13 protein-coding genes and 2 pseudogenes are annotated in these 14,292 nt (G+C 50.4%); 12 read left to right on the forward strand and 3 right to left on the reverse strand.

The genetic code is table 11. The annotated features are described in order from the left end of the window. Both BLS62_RS15270 and BLS62_RS15275 read right to left on the reverse strand, forming a co-directional pair. Positions 1-204 (reverse strand): annotated as a pseudogene (locus BLS62_RS15270) (helix-turn-helix domain-containing protein); the annotation flags it as partial. 125 nt (positions 205-329) lie between these two features. Continuing rightward, entirely contained in the window at positions 330-653 is a 324-nt protein-coding gene (locus tag BLS62_RS15275; protein WP_143521571.1) for a hypothetical protein, read from the reverse strand. A gap of 944 nt (positions 654-1,597) precedes the next feature. Here BLS62_RS15275 and BLS62_RS15280 point away from each other — a divergent pair. The 12 genes from BLS62_RS15280 to BLS62_RS15330 all read left to right on the forward strand — a co-directional run bounded on the left by BLS62_RS15280 (position 1,598) and on the right by BLS62_RS15330 (position 13,886). Beyond that, on the forward strand, positions 1,598-2,800 hold the full coding sequence (locus tag BLS62_RS15280; RefSeq protein ID WP_093182395.1) for a substrate-binding domain-containing protein: 1,203 nt from the start codon (positions 1,598-1,600) through the stop codon (positions 2,798-2,800). A gap of 190 nt (positions 2,801-2,990) precedes the next feature. Beyond that, positions 2,991-3,860, forward strand: a complete 870-nt coding sequence (locus tag BLS62_RS15285; RefSeq protein ID WP_093182398.1) for a bile acid:sodium symporter family protein — start codon at positions 2,991-2,993, stop codon at positions 3,858-3,860. Positions 3,861-3,910: 50 nt separating this feature from the next. After that, positions 3,911-4,702 carry an ABC transporter ATP-binding protein gene (locus BLS62_RS15290; protein ID WP_093182402.1) on the forward strand — a complete coding sequence of 264 codons (792 nt, stop codon included), beginning with the start codon at positions 3,911-3,913 and terminating at the stop codon, positions 4,700-4,702. Further along, complete coding sequence (locus BLS62_RS15295) at positions 4,695-5,420, forward strand: ABC transporter ATP-binding protein (protein WP_093182405.1); 726 nt, start codon at positions 4,695-4,697, stop codon at positions 5,418-5,420. The genes BLS62_RS15290 and BLS62_RS15295 overlap by 8 nt, the downstream gene beginning before the upstream one ends. Continuing rightward, on the forward strand, positions 5,417-6,445 hold the full coding sequence (locus tag BLS62_RS15300; protein WP_093182409.1) for a branched-chain amino acid ABC transporter permease: 1,029 nt from the start codon (positions 5,417-5,419) through the stop codon (positions 6,443-6,445). Before BLS62_RS15295 ends, BLS62_RS15300 begins: the two co-directional genes overlap by 4 nt. A gap of 11 nt (positions 6,446-6,456) precedes the next feature. Next, positions 6,457-7,512: a branched-chain amino acid ABC transporter permease gene (locus tag BLS62_RS15305; protein ID WP_093182411.1), complete on the forward strand. Its 1,056-nt coding sequence runs from the start codon at positions 6,457-6,459 to the stop codon at positions 7,510-7,512. A gap of 338 nt (positions 7,513-7,850) precedes the next feature. Continuing rightward, positions 7,851-8,063, forward strand: coding sequence for a cold-shock protein (locus BLS62_RS15310; RefSeq protein WP_093182415.1), 213 nt, complete (start codon positions 7,851-7,853; stop codon positions 8,061-8,063). Positions 8,064-8,483: 420 nt separating this feature from the next. Further along, positions 8,484-9,035: a TetR/AcrR family transcriptional regulator gene (locus BLS62_RS15315; protein WP_093182419.1), complete on the forward strand. Its 552-nt coding sequence runs from the start codon at positions 8,484-8,486 to the stop codon at positions 9,033-9,035. 114 nt (positions 9,036-9,149) lie between these two features. After that, the gene (locus BLS62_RS32595; protein WP_208990880.1) at positions 9,150-9,659 is read left to right on the forward strand and encodes a type 2 periplasmic-binding domain-containing protein; all 510 of its coding nucleotides are present in this window, start codon (positions 9,150-9,152) and stop codon (positions 9,657-9,659) included. Continuing rightward, positions 9,629-10,225, forward strand: coding sequence for a TRAP transporter substrate-binding protein DctP (gene dctP, locus BLS62_RS32600; RefSeq protein ID WP_208991178.1), 597 nt, complete (start codon positions 9,629-9,631; stop codon positions 10,223-10,225). Before BLS62_RS32595 ends, dctP begins: the two co-directional genes overlap by 31 nt. Positions 10,226-10,557: 332 nt before the next feature. Next, positions 10,558-12,603, forward strand: coding sequence for a methyl-accepting chemotaxis protein (locus BLS62_RS15325; protein WP_093182423.1), 2,046 nt, complete (start codon positions 10,558-10,560; stop codon positions 12,601-12,603). Positions 12,604-12,707: 104 nt separating this feature from the next. Next, positions 12,708-13,886, forward strand: a complete 1,179-nt coding sequence (locus tag BLS62_RS15330) for a BaiN/RdsA family NAD(P)/FAD-dependent oxidoreductase (RefSeq protein WP_093182426.1) — start codon at positions 12,708-12,710, stop codon at positions 13,884-13,886. A 183-nt stretch (positions 13,887-14,069) separates the two neighbouring features. On the opposite strand, the pseudogene BLS62_RS32220 reads toward BLS62_RS15330, so the two are convergent. Further along, positions 14,070-14,204: pseudogene (locus BLS62_RS32220) on the reverse strand (IS6 family transposase); the annotation flags it as partial. Positions 14,205-14,292: the final 88 nt, after the last annotated feature.

The raw sequence follows: 14,292 nt of genomic DNA on the forward strand, positions 1-14,292 counted from the left end.
CTAGCTGTGTTTGCCGTGGAACTGCCTGCGGTACGCGGTTGGAGTTGTCCCGTATTTGGTTGTGAAGTGGTGACGTAAAGTCGCCGCTGAACCGAACCCGCACAGGTGGGAAAGGTTTTCTATATCCACGGTGTCTTGCGCCTCCAGCAGATACTTTGCGGTTTCCAGCTGCTTAGACCGGCGCCATTCGGCTGGCGCCTGTCCTTGCCAAGTTTGGGTCTGGGCAAGCCAAACAGCTCATAAGCAAGGCCGAACTCAAAATTGCATATAAAAAGCACCGAGGAGAAAAGAAACCTCGGTGCTTGGCTTAAACGTCTCAAGCAGCTCAATCATCTTTTCTTTTTGCTGGCTTTTTGGAACATCTTCTTCATGTCTTTGTCCTCTTTTGCCATCCGGCAAATTTCGGCTTTTGTTTTGTCTTTATAGGCTCCAGCGTAGTGCATGTAGCGCTCGGTATGTTGCTCCAAAAACTGTTTTGCAGCGCAGATCCCTCGCGATTTTTTTGTTGTCAGGCACACCAACAAAAAGGAACTCACAAGCAATTTCGGGTTTTTCAACTCAACAGAGAGACATTTACTATCAATATAGTTTGCCCGGGCAACCGTATCAGCATGCTCTACAAATATTTCCGGCAAAGCTGATTGAGTGGTCACACACCCACTCAAAGAGAGCGCCACAGCGACAAGTAGAAACAATTTTATGTAAATTTTCAACAACTTAACTCCGCGCATCAACTTTGTTCTTATTAGATGCAAGAGTAATGTAATGCAATTTTAAGATGCATATCTTCAACTAATGTGAGTCAACAGTCTGATCAGCACAAAAAAAAGCACCGAGGTGGGAGGATACCTCGGTGCTTATCAGAGCAGGTCCAAAAGGCCGATTGGGAGGGGAAGTACGGCCTTTCAAAATCGTCGGGCAGGACAACCCACTCCAAAAATCAAAGTTAGCTCACCAAACACAATATAGGAGAACTATCTTCAAGTTGTCTGCATGTATTAATGCAGATAATCCCTTTTGGGATATTTTATTATTTGTCATTTACAGATGATTGACATCCGCATGTACTAACCGTCCTGTTAAACCAATGTTGTTCTTGATATTGAAGGTATCAGGATCTTCTTATCATCAGGTTGTCAGAGATGGTGAATAAATCATTATCTGACATTCCGTAGGAACGCAGCGACCTAACGGCAGATTGGGGTAAGAGCAGGGCGAAATACGGCTTTTTCGCGACCCTTGACAGCCAGCTTGTCGCAGGGGATTTCCGAGCCTTAGGGTGAGTGCTGCTGCACTTGAAAATACCACAGAAAATAAACTAGCAAGCTAAGTAATTGCAAATATAGATATCATCAATATTCGGTTGATATCACCATACTTACAACCCATATCATTTTCGATATATCAAAAATTCTCATAAATCCCATCTGACTTAACAACTCCCCTAGCAATAGGTTCAGTAAATTCCGCAACCGTTGACTTGGACCATGTTACATGCGTCAACTAACTTTACGTTGTTTGGAATTTGATCTCGCAGACTACTTTGGGGCATTGATCGGTTTTGAGGTCCTTCTGACAACGCGGGAGGAGTTTATATATGTTTAAGTTATTTAAGGCTGGGGCCGTGTGCCTTGCTGCCAGCACCATGGCATTTTCCATGTCTGCCGGTGTTGCAATTGCAGTTGAGCCAATCAAAATTGCACATATCTACGGCAAAACAGGACCCTATGAGGCCTATGCCAAGCAGTCTCATGTGGGCCTGATGATGGGTCTTGAGTATGCGACTGGCGGCACCATGGAAATTGATGGCCGCAAGATTGAGATGATCGAGAAAGACAGTCAGCTTAAGCCGGATATTGGCCGTGCCATGCTGGCAGAAGCTTACGGCGATGATGAGGTTGATCTGGCAATTGGGCCGGTTTCCTCTGGCGTTGCGCTGGCTATGTTATCTGTTGCCGAGGAATACGAGAAACTGTTGATTGTGGAACCTGCCGTTGCGGACAGCATCACAGGGGCCAACTACAATCGCTATATCTTCCGCACGTCTCGCAATTCCTCTCAGGATGCGATTGCAAACGCAGTGGCATTGGGGCAAGACGGCGCTTCCATCGCAACACTAGCGCAGGACTACGCTTTTGGTCGTGACGGTGTATCCGCCTTTAGGGTTGCGCTTGGCAACACCAAGGCGAAACTGGTGTTTGAGGAATACGCACCTACCGACACCAAAGACTTTACCGCCAGCGCCCAGCGGATTTTTGATGCGCTGAAGGACAAGGAGGGGCGCAAGTTCCTGTTTGTGATCTGGGCCGGTGGCGGCAATCCCATCGCCAAGATCAACGCTATGAACCCGGAACGCTTTGGTATTGAGATTGCTACTGGTGGCAACATTTTAGCGGCGATGAAGGCCTACAAAGCCATGCCGGGCATGGAAGGCGCGACCTACTATTACTACGAGATCCCTCAAAACCCGGTGAACGACTGGCTCGTGAAAGAGCATACAGCACGCTACGATTCCCCGCCGGACTTCTTTACCGCGGGCGGTATGGCTGCTGGTATTGCCGCGGTTGAGGCTATCCGTAAAGCTGGTTCTACAGAGACTGAAGAGCTGATTACTGCGATGGAAGGTATGGAGTTTGAGGGACCGAAGGGCACTATGAAATTCCGTGCTGAGGACCATCAAGCGCTGCAGTCCATGTACCACTTCAAGATCCGCGTTGACCCTGAAGTTGAATGGGGCATTCCTGAGTTGGTTCGTGAGCTGACACTTGAGGATATGGATATTCCAATCCAGAACCAATAGGGCTCTGTTTCTCCATGCATCAGAGTGGCAAAGCGGTGGGTTTCCTTCCGCTTTGCAGCACATAATCACTCACTAAGAACGCTCTGTTTTGTGCAAGTTCCAGCAATCCGGCAGACTGGTCTCATCCCCAGTGGCTTACTTGGGAGCTTTGCTTTTTCAGGTCAGAGTGTCGAGGAGCAAAACTAAGGCCATGGATATTATCTTAAAGCTGTTTTTGCCCCTGTCTTTAGCAGTCATTATGTTTTCGCTTGGGATCACTTTAACCGGACAGGATTTTAAGCGCGTTGTGAAGATGCCGCGTGCCTTTAGCGTGGGTTTGCTGGGGCAATTGCTGTTGCTGCCTGCTGTCGCATTTTTAATATTGCAGGTGATTGAGCTGGAGCCTGCCATGGCGTTTGGCGTCATGTTGCTTTCATTCGCGCCAGGCGGTGTTACCTCCAACCTGCTGACACGCTTTTCTGGCGGAACTGTTGCCCTTTCCGTCTCGCTAACTGCAATCACGAGTCTTTTATGCGTGTTGACGGTGCCGCTTTTGACAGCTGCTGCTGCCGTTTATTTTCTCGGGTCTGATGCACCGATGATTGACGTGACTTCTATTGGCATTGCCATGGCGCTTATTACTACTGTCCCAGTGGCTCTTGGCGTTGTAGTTAATCATCTGACTCCTGCTTTCTCAGTGCGCATCTCCAAGGTGCTTTCCGCTGTTGCTACGATCTTATTTGTCGTCATCGCTTTGGGCGCGGTTGCGACAAACTGGAGTGTGTTGATTGCCAACATTGCAGAGCTTGGCCCCGTACTCATTTTGCTGAACGTGGTGATGCTGCTGATTGGCTATAACGGTGCAAAAGCGATGAAGCTTTCACATCAGGACAGCATTGCCATTGCGTTGGAAGTGGGCGTTCAAAACGCAACGCTTGGTATTACAGTTGGCGCATTGGTTGCCATGAACGGTGAAGCCTTGCCGCCTTACAGCCTTGCCTCCGGTATTTACGCCATCACCATGTATGGCTGCGCATTTGTCTTCATATTTTGGGCACGGCGCAAAACAAAATCCGTTTAATCTCCTGAAATAACTAAACAAACACCTTGAGAAAGGTTGATACACCTTTGATGCATCTGGAAGAAAAACCGGTCCTTTCCACTCATGACCTGACCGTGCGGTTTGGCGGGCATGTGGCTGTTGATGCGGTGACGTGCTCGTTTCATCGCGGTACGTTGACCGCCATTGTTGGCCCTAATGGGGCTGGCAAAACGACCTACTTCAACCTGATCTCCGGTCAACTTTCGGCAACCTCCGGCACTGTCTGGTTTAATGGCGAAGACATCACCAAGCGTTCTGTTGCGGACCGGACTTTGCGCGGCATTGGGCGGGCGTTTCAACTCACCAATCTGTTTCCCGGTTTGACGGTGCGCGAGAATGCACGGCTGGCAGTGCAGGCGCATCAACGGGTGGGAATGGATTTGTTTTCCATGGCGGATAGTCATGTGGAATTAATTGAGCGGGCGGAGCATATTCTTGCGGAGGTGAACCTTTTGGAAAAGGCGGGGCAGATTGTTGCCGAGCTGTCTCACGGGGATCAGCGCAAGTTGGAGGTGGCGTTGATGATCGCCATCGGGCCGCAGGTGTTGATGTTTGATGAGCCTACGGCGGGCATGAGCGTTGATGAGGTGCCGATTATTCTGGACCTCATTGCCGAGCTGAAAAAAGACAAGGACCGCACCATATTGCTGGTGGAACACAAGATGGATGTTATCCGCTCTCTGGCAGACCGGATTATCGTGCTGCACAACGGTGCTCTGGTGGCAGATGGGGAGCCGGCAGCTGTGATCGCCTCACCTATCGTGCAGCAGGCTTATCTGGGTATTGCTCCTGAAGATGCGCAGGAGGAAGCTCATGTCTGATGCTCTTTTAAAGCTGCGCGGCGTGCATACGCATATCGGCCCCTACCACATTTTGCAGGGTGTGGATCTGGATGTGCCCAAGGGCGGGGTTACGGTTTTGCTTGGCCGCAATGGTGCTGGGAAAACAACCAGTCTGCGCACCATCATGGGCTTGTGGCAAGCATCCCAGGGAACTGTTGTTTTTGACGGCAGTGAAATACAGGCGGAGGCCACGCCAGTCATTGCCCAGCGCGAGATTGCCTTTGTGCCTGAGGATATGGGCATCTTCACCGATCTCACCGTGCAGGAAAACATGCTGCTGGCGGCGCGCAGTGGCCCTATGGATGCGGCGCGGTTGGAATGGGTGTTTGGCCTGTTCCCGCCTCTCAAGACGTTCTGGAACAATGCGGCGGGTAATCTTTCTGGCGGACAGAAGCAGATGCTGGCGGTTGCGCGGGCGATTATTGAGCCGCGCAAGCTGATCTTGATTGATGAACCGACCAAGGGGCTCGCACCTGCCATCATCAACGCCATGGCTGCTGCTTTGCGTGAGCTGAAAGAAACAGACACCACCATCTTATTGGTGGAGCAGAACTTTTCCATGGCGAGCGCCGTGGGCGATACAGTTGCTGTAATGGATGATGGCCGCATCATCTACTCTGGTGACATGGCAACACTTGTCTCTGACAGTGCGCTGCAAGAACGTCTTATGGGCTTATCTCTGGAGGCACACCAATGAGCGACAGTCTTATCAAACCCCGCATTGAGCGGCCTAATTTTGCCGAGCTGCTGGAGCAGAAATCCCCTCTCCTGCTGGTTCCGGTTTTGATGCTGATTGGCTTTTCCGCTATCGGCTCAAGCTCCACTTGGCTGACGCTGACAGCGGCGGGCCTTGCCATGGGAATGATGATTTTCATCATGGCATCCGGCCTGACTGTGATCTTCGGCCTGATGGACGTGATCAACTTTGGGCACGGGGCTTTCATCTCGCTCGGTGCCTTTGCTGGGTTCTCGGTACTCGGTGCCTTGGGTGGCTGGATTGAAAGCCCCAGCATTGCGCTTAATCTGGGAGCTGTGTTGCTGGCAATTGCCTTTGCCATGCTGGTGACAGGTCTTGTTGGCTATGGCTTTGAGAGGGTGATTGTTAAGCCCGTGTATGGCCATCACCTCAAACAGATCCTCGTGACCATGGGGGGCTTGGTTGTGACCCAGCAGATCATCTATGTAATCTGGGGACCGGATGAGATTGCGCTGGCGCGCCCTGCTGCATTTCAGGGGTCCTTCATTGTGCTTGGGGCTGCGATTGAGAAGTACCGCATTCTCGCCATTGCGGTTGGCCTGCTGTTGTTTGCAGGCATGCGCTTTGTGCTGGTGCGGACCAAGATCGGGCTTCTCGTTCGTGCTGGGGTTCAAAATGGTGAGATGGTGGAAGCTCTGGGCTATCCCATTCAGAAGCTGTTTCTCGCGGTGTTTATGGTGGGCTGTGCTCTGGCTGGTCTCGGCGGCGTCATGTGGGGCATGTATCAGGAAACGATCACGGCTCACATGGGTTCAGAGGTGATGATCTCGGTGTTTATTGTGGTGATCATTGGCGGGCTCGGTTCCATTGAAGGCTGCTTCATTGGTGCGATGCTGGTGGGATTGCTGACAAACTACACGGGCTATCTTGTGCCCAAGCTGGCGCTGGTCTCGACGATCCTGCTGATGGGCGGCGTGTTGATGTGGCGACCGCAGGGTCTCTACCCTGTTGTGAAAACGCATTGAGGAGCGCTGGTATGATTATGAAACTCCTCTCGGGTGATAGCCCACGCAGCAAAACCCTAAGCTTTGTTTTGCTGATAATTTTGTTCGGCCTGATGTTTGCGCCTTTCCTATTTCCCGGAACACGCTCCTTAGATACCGCGGCACGCATTTGCATCTTCATCGTACTGGTTGCCAGCTATGACTTGCTGCTGGGCTATACGGGCGTTGTGTCCTTCGCGCATACTATGTTCTTTGGCATTGGCGCTTACGGGACAGCTATAGCGTTGACAAACATGGGCGCGACGTACTCCGCCCTCGCCTTCGGTACGATAGCTGGTGCTTTGTTTGCGGGGCTTTTCGCCTTTGTTATTGCGCTGTTCTCTTTGCGAGTGAAGGCGATTTTCTTTGCCATGATGACGCTGGCTGTGGCGAGTGCGTTTTTGGTGCTGGTCTCTCAGCTCTCCTGGTTCACCGGTGGGGAGGATGGGTTGAGTTACCGAATCCCTCGTGAGATGACGCCCGCTTTCAAGCTGATTAAAGAGAAAATTTTGGGTGTTCGCATCAACGGCAAGCTGATCACCTACTATGTGGTCTTCTTCAGCTCGTTCTTTCTGTTTTTGGTCATGTTGCGCATGGTGAACTCGCCTTTTGGTCGGGTTTTACAAGCCATTAGGGAGAACGCATTTCGCGCTGAGGCCATCGGATACAAGGTGGTTCGCTACCGCAGTGTAGCAACTGTTTTATCTGCCGTTATGGCAGCTCTGGCAGGCTCTCTCATGGCGGTCTGGTTGAGGTATACGGGACCGGCTACAACCCTCTCTATGGACATTATGGTGGACATATTATTGATGGTTGTGATTGGCGGAATGGGCAGTATGTACGGTGCAACAATTGGTGCTGTTCTGTTCATCCTCACACAGTCTTATCTTCAGAATTTCCTCGCTATCCTTCAGGAATCGCTAGGTAACCTTCCGGTGATTTCAGAGATAGTTTCGCCCGAGCGTTGGCTGCTTTGGCTTGGGTTATTGTTTATCTGTAGTATCTATTGGTTCCCGAAGGGTGTGGTTGGTCGCATGAGGGGGACATAATGGGCTCAAACGCCCCCTTTTTATATTTTCCATCTTGTGGATTTCTCAAGGAACAACTACATCCATAGGGACGAGTAAGCTTAGAGATTTGCTTATCCCGTAGTATTAGAGGGGCGACATATAACCCGTCCCCCTATATGAACTATTGGTACTGATTGCTTTTAAACGAGATGAGAGCTCAGAACGAATGGCTACGGGCTGTTTTTGGAGACACGGTTGGCAATGTGCCGATGTATATATCGGAACAATGTCCTTTTCGGCCTTTGATTACATTGCTCGTTACTACTGACCCGCTTTAACCAGGCGAGTTGACTTTTTAAGGCTTAAAGGACGTTTCCATGCGACAAGACGGTACCCTCAAATTCTTCAACCACGACAAAGGCTACGGCTTCGTTACTCCAGCTGACGGTTCCAAAGACATCTTTGTTCACATCACAGCTTTCGAAAGCTCCGGCATGACAGTACCTGCTGAAGGCGCTGCAATCACTTTCGTTGCTGAAGAAGATCGTCGTGGCCGCGGCTTGCAGGCTTCCCAGATTGAGCTTTCTTAATCTGAACGATTTTCGAATTCGCTTTAGTCGTTTAGCTCCAGCAAACGCACGATGAGCGAAAACGAGTGTAGAAGGCCTGATGCGCACCGGATTCACCTCCGAGTGCCGTCAGGCCTTTTTCCGTTTTATTCGCAGGCCGGTCTTGGGATTGTGCCAATGCTCACACCCGTGATTGCACCTGCCTGATACTCAACCTGACTTCCCCGCGGGTGCCAAGCTATTTCCCAATCACGACGAGCTGATGAATATGTGATGCGCATTAGACCCCGTTGTTTTTGCATTGCAATTTTCACAATGTTAGTGCTCTGGGACACTCGTAAAACCGGCTCTAAAGGCCTATACTGGAATTCTGTGTGGCGACACATACTTTATAATCGTTAGAGCAGGCGAGCACTCATAGTTTTGAGCAAGGAAATCATAGTGAAGGAACTCTCCAAGGCCAGCCGAACGCAGCAGCGGATTCTCACAGCAGCACTCGACTTGGTTCAGGCTCAAGGAGGCGGCCAGTTTTCGCTTGATGCAGTGGCAAAACATGCGGGGGTTTCCAAAGGCGGGTTGCTTTACAGTTTCCCCAGTAAACACGCTCTGATCCGCGCGATGGTTCAACACCATGTGGACCAAATTCGCGATGACGTAATGCAGGCCGAAAATGAGTATTCAGCGGATCCATATCGCCATAAATTGATGCGCGCCTTTATTTCTGGAATTTGTGAAAATCACAAGGAAGACAACAAAGCAGCCTCTGGACTTTTGGCAGCTATTGCCGATGATCCAAGTCTGCTTGACCCGGTTCGTGAGTTTCACAAGGAACTGTATTCCCGCATCCAACTGGAGTCTGAAGACCCAGAACTAGCTTCCTTGGTTTATCTGTCGGTTCAAGGTATTCACAGCAATGGAATGTTCCAAGTTTTGGATAAAGAACAACTAGATGTCGACACACTACTGGACCGTATGATGGAAATACTCAAATAAACTCCACATAATTGTGATTTTTAGAGAAATTTCAAATTTAAGATGTGGCACATCCCCCTCCCTTTCTGTTAGTTTTATTACCTAGTATTTGTCAGGGTAAAATAGGGGATGCCGATGAAGCGCCGTGATTTTCTCAGGAAAGCTGTTATCACCGGGGCTGCAGGCGGAGCTTCTGTTCTTGCTGCACCCGCACTTGCAAATTCCACACTCAATCTGAAACTGGTTGGGGCCTTCCCAAAAGGGTTTCCCGGCGTAGGGACATCCGCAGAGCAGCTTGGCAAGCGCATTGAAGCCCTGTCTGACGGTAAGATCTCCATCAAGTATTATGGCGGTGGCGAGCTGGTTCCTCCATTTGAGACCTTCTCTGCTGTTTCCTCTGGCACTGCAGATATCGGTCACAACGCGCCGTATTACCAAGTTGGCAAAATTCGGTCGACTATGTACTTCACCACCCTGCCCTTTGGTCTGGATGCGACCGAGCTTTCTGGTTGGCTGCGCCACGGCGGCGGTCAGACTTTCTGGGATGAAGCCTACGGAAACCGTTTTACGCAGGAAGCTCTGGTGCACAGGCTGGTGGCTGGTTCAAAAAACCAATCAAATCACTCGATGATCTTGTTGGGTTGAAAATGCGCATCGCTGGTTTAGGCGGCGATATTTTACGCAAGGTTGGTGCAACGACTGTCGTCACCCCTCCGCCGGAAATCTTCTCCGCCCTTCAATCCGGTGTTGTCGATGCAGCTGAATTTGTAGGCCCGTGGAATGACCTTGCACTGGGTCTTTACAAGATCGCGCCTTATTACCATCTGCCAGCGTTCCATGAGCCGGGCCCGGGTCTGGAGATGATCGTCAACCAGAACACCTATGAAAATCTCAGTCCTTGGCTAAAAACTGTTCTGGCGCAGGCCGCGACTGCTCAAGCAGAAGAAAGCACAGCTGAGTTCCGTTATAACAATACGATTGCTCTTTCAACATTGGTGGAACGCGGTGCAATTCTTTCCGCCTTCCCGAAGGATGTTATGGAAGCAATTGGGGCTGCTGCACGAGACGTCATTGCAGACTTCCCTAAGGGGGATGCTATGAGCGAGAAGATCCATGGGTCTTACATGGACTACGTGAGAGCCTGTGCTTTTTACGGAGCTCGCATGGAAGGGCAACTCTATCAGGACAGAGCAAGCGTCTGGGGAGAATAAGATTTTCAATAAACTATGACGAATCGAAGGGAGCATTAGCTCCCTTTTTTCTTGTTTACATGTGGAAGCAATAAGTTGCTCAAGATCATCAGACACAATTGCTAGGTAATTGGGTCTATCTTTTTGGGCCTCAATTAAGAAAAGTAGACAAAAAATCGATAAATTATGCGAAATGGCAAATAAATATGAGTGTAGTACAAATTTTCACCTACAGATAAACACTCTATAAAGAATTACTAATTCAATTTAGGCGTGTAATCACAAAACGGTGAAGCGTACGTTGCATTTTCCGTTTCACAATTGAAATTCGGGTTTCCCTTACAGGTGCTTCTATGCGTCGTATTCTTCTAAAATATCGCATCATTGCGATATTCATGCTTGCGTTTGTGCCAATGCTTTACTTCGCTGGCTCACAAATATTTTCCGCCTACAATAAGAAGATGGAAGCCTCGTCGATTGGACAAGTTGCCGAGTTTGTTCCTGTTTTGAGTGCTGTTGTTCATGAGCTGCAGAAGGAACGTGGTCGCTCCGCCGGTTATCTGGGATCCAAAGGAAAGAGCTTTGTTGAAGGCCTTAACCAGCAACAAAAACTGACCGACGATAAAATCCGCACTTATAATGCTGCGCTTACAAACATCGACCTGAAAACCATCGATAGCGGTTTGGCAGCGCAAGTTGATATGGTGAATGACCGTCTTGCCAATATCGACCAGATTCGTGCTGATGTAAAAAACCTGAATACCACTGTTGGCGAGACTGTTGCTTACTACAGTGGCACGATTAAAGAGGCCTTCAAATTTTTGCCCGACACTGTTCGTGTAAGCCGCGATGCAAGCCTCGTACGTAAACTGAGCATGTACGAAGAAGTGTTATTGGGTAAAGAAAACGCAGGTATCGAGCGGGCGATTGGTGCAAACGGATTCAGTGCGCAGGAGTTCAATGCTGCCAGTTACCGGCGTTTTGTTCGCCTGAGTGCGACACAAGATACCCACTTTGAGACTGCTCAATCTCTGATGACAGGGCCTCAAATCAAATTTCTAGAAAAGATCTTTGCCCGCCCCATTATGTCTCAGGTTGATGCAGCGCGTAAGCTCGGTTACAGCTCAGCGTTTGGCGGCGACATTTCCTCCATCACAGGCTTTACTTGGTTCGACTTGGCTACGAAGCGCATCGATGCCTTGAAGGATTTTGAAGACTATCTGGCTGATGAACTGGTCATGCACGCTCAAGAGCTGACAGCCAATGCACAAAGGCAATTCTTGCTGGCGCTTATTATCACTGCTCTGGTGACGGTGCTGGGCATCGGCTTGGCGATAGCTATTATTCGCAGCGTTTCCCTGCCTGTTGCCGCTCTCCTCACTGACGCCCGCAGCCTTGCAGAAGGCGACACCACGGTTACCTTCTCCGGTGCAATCGGCGTGGATGAAGTTGGCCGTGTTGCAACGGCTGTAATGTCATTCCGCGATACTGTTGCTGAACAGAAGCGACTGCAAACCCTTTCTGAGAAAGAACATGAGCGAGAGCGGAACCGTCAGGAACACGTGGATCAATTGATCAGCACGTTCAATGATCAGGTGTCCAACGTTCTTAATCGGGTGGACGATAATACCGGCAAGATGCAGCATACTGCTGATGCTCTGACGCATATTGCCACCACGACCTCCGAGCGCGCGAACAGGGCAGCAGGCTCTTCCGAGCAAGCCTCTCACAACGTACAAACCGTTGCCTCCGCCGCAGAAGAACTCTCCGCTTCTATTGAGGAAATTGGACGCCAGATTTCCCATACCAAGCAGACTGTTGATGAGGCGACCGCTGTTGCCACCGCAACCAATGACCACGTGGAAAATCTTGATGCTGCTGCGCAGAAGATTGGCGAAGTTGTCAGCCTCATCCGTGATATTGCAGAGCAAACCAACTTGCTGGCACTGAACGCAACCATTGAGGCTGCGCGTGCAGGTGAGATGGGCAAAGGATTTGCGGTTGTCGCTTCTGAGGTAAAAGAGTTGGCAACACAGACCTCTAAAGCAACGGAAGAGATTTCCTCTCAAATCTCCGGCATTCAGGGCTCCACCAAGGAGGCTGTAACGGCTATCGAGCAAATTGCAGGCACCATGCAGCAGGTGAACGAATACACCAGCTCCATTGCCACCGCGATCTCGGAGCAGAATGCTGCAACCTCTGCCATCAGTCAGAATATTCAGCAGGCCGCACAAGGCACGCAAGACGTTGCCGATAGCATGTCTGTGGTGACATCCTCAGTTGAAGAAACCAACCAATCTGCAGGGCAGGTTCTGGATGCTTCTCACTCGGTTTCCCATCAGGCGACAGAGTTGCGGCAGACCATCTCCACCTTCCTGAAAGAGGTTGTGGCTGCATAAGCCTCTCTCATTTTTAAAGTAATCTGGAGGAGGGCTAACGCTCTCCTCTTTTTTGTTTTTGGGTGCTGTGTTGACCTTGGGCAGAAAGGCCATATAAGGGCGCCATGCAAACTGTTGATGTTCTTGTTTTAGGTGCCGGCGCCGCTGGCTTGATGTGTGCGATTGAAGCTGGCAAACGGGGCCGCTCTGTGCTGGTGATTGACCACGCCAAGCGCCCGGCGGAGAAAATCCGTATTTCCGGCGGTGGACGGTGTAACTTCACCAACCTGCACGCCTCCCCTGCCAACTACTTGTCGCAAAACACACGGTTCAGCGTGTCCGCTTTGAAGCGATATACTCAGCGCGACTTTATTGGGCTTGTAGATAAATACCGCATCGGTTGGCACGAGAAGACACTGGGCCAATTGTTTTGTGATGACAGCGCCCAGCAGGTCATCGACATGCTGTTAGATCTTTGTGATCAGCATGGTGTGCAGGTCCAACTGGAAACCAGCATTACCGCTCTCAGCAAGCCAGATGACCGCTTTACGGTTGGCACGTCCAACGAAACTGTTCGGGCGCAGTCTCTTGTGGTTGCTTGCGGTGGTCCATCAATTCCCAAAATGGGAGCCACTGGTTTTGGTTATGAGATTGCTACACGGTTTGATTTGCCGGTGATTGAACCACGCGCTGCGCTGGTGCCGTTTGTGTTTGATGATGTGATGCGTGAGCGCTCCAAACATCTGGCGGGCGTTTCAGTTGATGCTGTGGTTTCCTATGGCAAAACCAAATTCCGTGAGGGATTGTTGTTCACGCACCGTGGCTTATCTGGCCCCTCCATATTGCAGATCTCCTCCTACTGGGAAGAAGGCAAGGACCTTCGTGTCAATTTGCTGCCAGATACGGATGCCTTTGAAGCCTTGAAAGCAGCAAAACAGGCACAACCAAAACAGGAACTTAAGACAGCTCTTTCCAACCTGCTCCCAAAGAAACTAGCTCTCCACATTGCGGAGACAAACAAGTTTCAGGGACGATTGGCTGACACCTCAGACAAAGTGCTACGCAAAGCAGCTCAAGCGATCAATGAGTGGACTGTGAAGCCAGTCGGCACCGAAGGCTACCGTACGGCTGAGGTCGCTCTAGGTGGCGTTAGCACCAAGGCCCTCTCCTCCAAGACCATGGAAGCCAACACTGTTCCGGGCCTCTACTTCATCGGCGAAGTGGTGGACGTAACCGGCCATCTGGGTGGCTTCAACTTCCAATGGGCCTGGTCCTCCGGCTTCGCCGCAGGCCAATTTGTGTGAGTTTGTGTGAGTTTGTGCAGGTACAATACAGTTTGTAATGTCTGAGCTTTCGTGAGCTCGCAACCATTATTTGTCCGAAGAGAAGACCAGGATCGTGCTGGATGGGCTGCGCGATGAAGACAGCATTGCTGAGCAAACTCTCGAACTTCGACAGCACAAAAAAGCATGGAGCACTTACGTGGAGGCCCGGTCCAGATACATCCACCGTCCTTTGGCATTTACATAAGTTTCATCCATTCGGCAGGATGAGCTGGTTGGTCGTTTGCGTAACCTCGCCAGCTTAGCGAGTAAAGGCGCGAACCTCACAAGCCAACGGTGCGATCCCACATATGGCAGAATATCAGTGGATAGGAAAACATTGCGACAGAGCCAATTACAGTGCTTTACAAAGCTTCCTGAAGGCACC

It is taken from the genome of Pseudovibrio sp. Tun.PSC04-5.I4 (assembly GCF_900104145.1).
Lineage (GTDB): Bacteria > Pseudomonadota > Alphaproteobacteria > Rhizobiales > Stappiaceae > Pseudovibrio.